The organism is Albidovulum sp., assembly GCF_049646345.1.
In the GTDB taxonomy this organism is placed as follows: domain Bacteria; phylum Pseudomonadota; class Alphaproteobacteria; order Rhodobacterales; family Rhodobacteraceae; genus Albidovulum.
The window spans coordinates 1-3,901 of sequence record NZ_JBARVQ010000811.1; the positions used below are offsets into that span (position 1 = coordinate 1).

General features: G+C 61.5%; 8 protein-coding genes. All 8 read right to left on the minus strand.

Annotated features, from left to right (window positions below; genetic code table 11):
* On the minus strand, nucleotides 1-372 hold a 372-nt coding region (gene rplV / locus WBB85_RS21260; RefSeq protein WP_432640576.1), incomplete at its 3' end, for a 50S ribosomal protein L22.
* Nucleotides 373-375: 3 nt separating this feature from the next.
* Complete coding sequence (rpsS, locus tag WBB85_RS21265; protein WP_263739244.1) at nucleotides 376-654, minus strand: 30S ribosomal protein S19; 279 nt, start codon at nucleotides 652-654, stop codon at nucleotides 376-378.
* A gap of 3 nt (nucleotides 655-657) precedes the next feature.
* Nucleotides 658-1,494, minus strand: coding sequence for a 50S ribosomal protein L2 (gene rplB / locus WBB85_RS21270; protein WP_432640577.1), 837 nt, complete (start codon nucleotides 1,492-1,494; stop codon nucleotides 658-660).
* A gap of 117 nt (nucleotides 1,495-1,611) precedes the next feature.
* Nucleotides 1,612-1,908 carry a 50S ribosomal protein L23 gene (locus WBB85_RS21275; RefSeq protein WP_432640578.1) on the minus strand — a complete coding sequence of 99 codons (297 nt, stop codon included), beginning with the start codon at nucleotides 1,906-1,908 and terminating at the stop codon, nucleotides 1,612-1,614.
* Nucleotides 1,905-2,525: a 50S ribosomal protein L4 gene (rplD, locus tag WBB85_RS21280; RefSeq protein WP_432640579.1), complete on the minus strand. Its 621-nt coding sequence runs from the start codon at nucleotides 2,523-2,525 to the stop codon at nucleotides 1,905-1,907. Before rplD ends, WBB85_RS21275 begins: the two co-directional genes overlap by 4 nt.
* Nucleotides 2,522-3,382 carry a 50S ribosomal protein L3 gene (gene rplC, locus WBB85_RS21285; RefSeq protein ID WP_432640580.1) on the minus strand — a complete coding sequence of 287 codons (861 nt, stop codon included), beginning with the start codon at nucleotides 3,380-3,382 and terminating at the stop codon, nucleotides 2,522-2,524. Before rplC ends, rplD begins: the two co-directional genes overlap by 4 nt.
* 13 nt (nucleotides 3,383-3,395) lie before the next feature.
* Nucleotides 3,396-3,707: a 30S ribosomal protein S10 gene (rpsJ, locus tag WBB85_RS21290; protein ID WP_104070856.1), complete on the minus strand. Its 312-nt coding sequence runs from the start codon at nucleotides 3,705-3,707 to the stop codon at nucleotides 3,396-3,398.
* A gap of 75 nt (nucleotides 3,708-3,782) precedes the next feature.
* Nucleotides 3,783-3,901 (minus strand): hypothetical protein (locus WBB85_RS21295; RefSeq protein ID WP_432640581.1); only part of this gene is annotated, 119 nt, incomplete at its 5' end.

Below are 3,901 nucleotides of genomic sequence, written 5' to 3' on the forward strand. Positions count from 1 at the left end.
CTCCCCGGCTTGACGGACCTTGATCGTGATTTCAGAGAACGGCTTCATGATCTTGCCGAACCGGCCACGGGCACGCGGACGGCCGCGCTTCATCACCAGGTTCTTGCCGACCCAGGCTTCGGCGACGACAAGCGCGTCGACGTCAAGACCGTGGTTGTTCTCGGCATTGGCAATGGCCGACTGCAGGCATTTGCGCACATCATCGGCGATCCGCTTTTTCGAGAAGGTCAGATCGGCAAGCGCCTTTTCGACCTTCTTGCCACGGATCATCGCGGCGACGAGATTCAGCTTCTGAGGGCTTGTGCGAAGCATCTTGGACTTGGCCATCGCTTCGTTATCGGCCACGCGGCGCGGATTCTTTTCCTTGCTCATGGCTTATTTCCTCTTGGCTTTTTTATCGGCGGCGTGACCGTAATAGGTCCGCGTCGGCGAGTATTCACCGAACTTCTGGCCGATCATCTCTTCGGTCACGTTGACCGGGATATGCTTCTGGCCGTTATAGACGCCAAAGGTGAGGCCGACAAATTGCGGCAGGATGGTGGAGCGGCGCGACCAGATCTTGATCACTTCCGACTTGCCCGAGGCTTGCGCCTTTTCCGCCTTCTTCAGAAGGTAGGAATCGACGAACGGGCCTTTCCATACAGAACGAGACATTGATTAACGCCCTTTCTTCGCGTGGCGCGAACGGACGATGTACTTGTCCGTCTTTTTGTTCGACCGGGTGCGGTTGCCCTTGGTGCCCTTGCCCCAAGGCGTAACCGGATGACGGCCGCCCGAGGTCCGGCCTTCACCACCACCATGCGGGTGATCGATCGGGTTCATCGCAACACCGCGAACGGTCGGGCGAACGCCCATATGCCGCTTGCGGCCGGCCTTGCCGAGGTTCTGGTTGGAGTGGTCCGAGTTCGAGACCGCACCGACCGTCGCCATGCATTCCTGACGCACCATGCGCAGTTCGCCCGAGGAAAGGCGGATCTGGGCGTAGCCACCGTCACGGCCGACGAACTGGGCATAGGTGCCCGCAGCGCGCGCGATCTGGCCGCCCTTGCCCGGCTTCATCTCGACGTTGTGGACGATCGTACCGATCGGCATGCCCGAAAACGGCATCGCGTTGCCGGGCTTCACGTCGGTCTTGGCACCGGCGACCACCTTGTCGCCAACGGCCAGACGCTGGGGGGCCAGGATATAGGCCTGTTCGCCATCCTCATACTTGACCAGCGCGATGAAGGCGGTGCGGTTCGGGTCGTATTCGATCCGTTCCACGGTCGCCGGAACGTCGAACTTGCGACGCTTGAAATCAACGATGCGGTAAAGGCGCTTTGCCCCACCACCTTTGTGCCATGCCGTAACACGCCCGGTATTGTTCCGGCCGCCCGTTTTGGTCAGACCCTCGGTGAGGGCCTTGACCGGGCGACCTTTCCAAAGCTCCGAACGGTCGATCAGTACCAGCCCACGCTGGCCCGGCGTCGTCGGCTTATACGACTTGAGTGCCATGCTTCTGTCTTCCGTAGCTTTGGACCTGTCGGTCCGTTGTGTGAAGGGCCCCGAAGGTCCCCGGTTGGAAAAACAAGCGGCCCCGGTGACCGGGGCCGCAAGATTCGGCGCCTTCTATCAGAGCCCCGAAGAGACGTCGATAGTGTTGCCCTCTTCGAGGGTGACATAGGCTTTCTTCACGTCGCTGCGACGGCCGAGCTGGCCGCGGAAGCGCTTGGTCTTGCCTTTGGTGATGGTGGTGTTCACCGCCTTCACCTTCACGCCAAAGACCGCCTCGACCGCTTCCTTGATCTGCGGTTTGGTCGCGGTATTCGCCACCTGGAAGACAACCGCGCCGGCCTCGGAGGCCATGGTCGCCTTTTCGGTAATGATCGGCTTGACGATCACGTCGTAATGTTCCGGTTTCACGCTCATTTCAGACGAGCCTCCAGAGCTTCGACACCCGCTTTGGTGAGAACGAGCGTCTCACGCTTGAGGATGTCATAGACATTTGCGCCCATCGAAGGCAGCACATCGATGCCCTGGATGTTCGCGACGGCACGGGCGAAGTTCTCATTCACATCGGAACCGTCGATGATCAGGACTTTCTTCCAGCCGAGTTCCTTCGCCGTTTTAGCGAGGGCCGCGGTCTTGGCGTCCTTCATGTCGAGGCTGTCGATGATGATGAGCTGACCGGCACCGGCTTTGGCCGACAGCGCGTGCTTCAGACCGAGCGCCCGGAACTTCTTCGGGAGGTCATGGGCGTGGCTGCGCGGGGTCGGGCCCTTATAGGTCCCACCGTGACGGAAGGTCGGCGCCTTGCGGGAACCGTGGCGTGCGCCGCCGGTGCCCTTCTGGCGATAGATCTTCTTGGTCGAGTAGGACACATCGGACTTGCCCAGCACCGAATGCGTACCGGCCTGTGCCTTGGCACGCTGCCAGCGCACGACGCGGTGCAGGATATCGGCGCGCGGCTCCAGCCCGAAGATCTCGTCGGAGAGATCGATCGAGCCTGCCTTCTTGGCGTCGAGCTTGATCACATCGAGTTTCATTCTTTCTCTCCTTCGGGCGCGTCACCGGCATCACCGGCATCGGCTTCACCTTCAGCAGCAGCGGCCAGAGCGGCCTCTTGTGCGGCGGCTTCAGCTTCGGCAGCGGCCAGACGTGCGGCTTCTTCCTCGGCGGCGGCGGCAGCAGCAGCTTCCTCAGCGGCCTTCTTGGCAGCCTCGGCCTGCGAACGCAGAGCGGCGGGCAGAATGACGTTGTCCGGCAGCGGCTTTTTCACCGCGTCCTTGATCGTCACCCAACCACCCTTGGAGCCGGGAACCGAACCCTTGACCATGATCAGGCCACGGTCGCTGGCGGTGCGCACGACCTGCAGGTTCTGCGTGGTCACGCGGACAGCACCAAGGTGACCGGCCATCTTCTTGCCTTTGAAGACCTTGCCGGGATCCTGACACTGACCCGTCGAACCATGCGAACGATGCGAGATCGACACGCCGTGCGAGGCGCGCAGACCGCCGAAGTTGTGACGCTTCATCGCACCGGCGAAACCCTTACCGATCGAGGTGCCCGCGATATCCACGAACTGGCCTTCGAAGTAATGATCGGCGGTGATTTCCTCGCCCACGCCGATCAGATTGTCGGCGGAAACCCGGAATTCCGCGATCTTGCGCTTCGGTGCCACATTCGCCTTGGCGAAGTGGCCGCGCATGGCGGCGGTGGTCCGCTTGGCCTTGGCGGTGCCGGCACCGAGCTGAACGGCCGAATAGCCATCCTTCTCGGCCGTGCGCTGCGCCACGACCTGCAGGTTGTCCAGTTGCAGAACAGTCACCGGAACCTGCCGGCCGTCCTCAAGAAAGAGCCGGGTCATGCCCAGCTTCTTCGCGATCACTCCAGAGCGCAACATGTCTGTGCCCTCCTCAGTTCAGCTTGATTTCGACGTCGACACCGGCGGCGAGGTCGAGCTTCATCAGCGCGTCCACGGTCTGCGGGGTCGGATCGACGATGTCGAGAAGACGCTTATGCGTGCGGATTTCCCACTGGTCGCGCGACTTCTTGTCGATGTGCGGACCACGGAGAACCGTGAATTTCTCGATTTTGTTCGGCAGCGGGATCGGGCCGCGGACCTGTGCACCAGTGCGCTTGGCCGTGTTCACGATTTCCTGCGTGCTGGCGTCCAGCACACGGTAATCGAAGGCCTTCAGCCTGATGCGGATATTTTGACCAGTCATTTCATTGCCTCTTGCGGGGCTGCAAAGTTGAGAGGCAGACCGGGCCTCGCGCCCGGCCTGCATCGAACCGTCTTCTTACTTGATGATTTTGGAGACGACGCCGGCGCCGACGGTGCGGCCGCCTTCGCGGATGGCGAAGCGCAGTTTCTCTTCCATCGCGATGGGCGCAATCAGTTCGACTTCGAACTTCAGGT

Excerpts from the sequence above, each read along its gene's own strand:
- rpsS (WP_263739244.1), bottom strand. The coding sequence starts at position 654 with ATGTCTCGTTCTGTATGGAAAGGCCCGTTCGTCGATTCCTACCTTCTG.
- rplB (WP_432640577.1), bottom strand. The coding sequence starts at position 1,494 with ATGGCACTCAAGTCGTATAAGCCGACGACGCCGGGCCAGCGTGGGCTG.
- WBB85_RS21275 (WP_432640578.1), bottom strand. The coding sequence starts at position 1,908 with ATGAGCGTGAAACCGGAACATTACGACGTGATCGTCAAGCCGATCATT.
- rplD (WP_432640579.1), bottom strand. The coding sequence starts at position 2,525 with ATGAAACTCGATGTGATCAAGCTCGACGCCAAGAAGGCAGGCTCGATC.
- rplC (WP_432640580.1), bottom strand. The coding sequence starts at position 3,382 with ATGTTGCGCTCTGGAGTGATCGCGAAGAAGCTGGGCATGACCCGGCTC.
- rpsJ (WP_104070856.1), bottom strand. The coding sequence starts at position 3,707 with ATGACTGGTCAAAATATCCGCATCAGGCTGAAGGCCTTCGATTACCGT.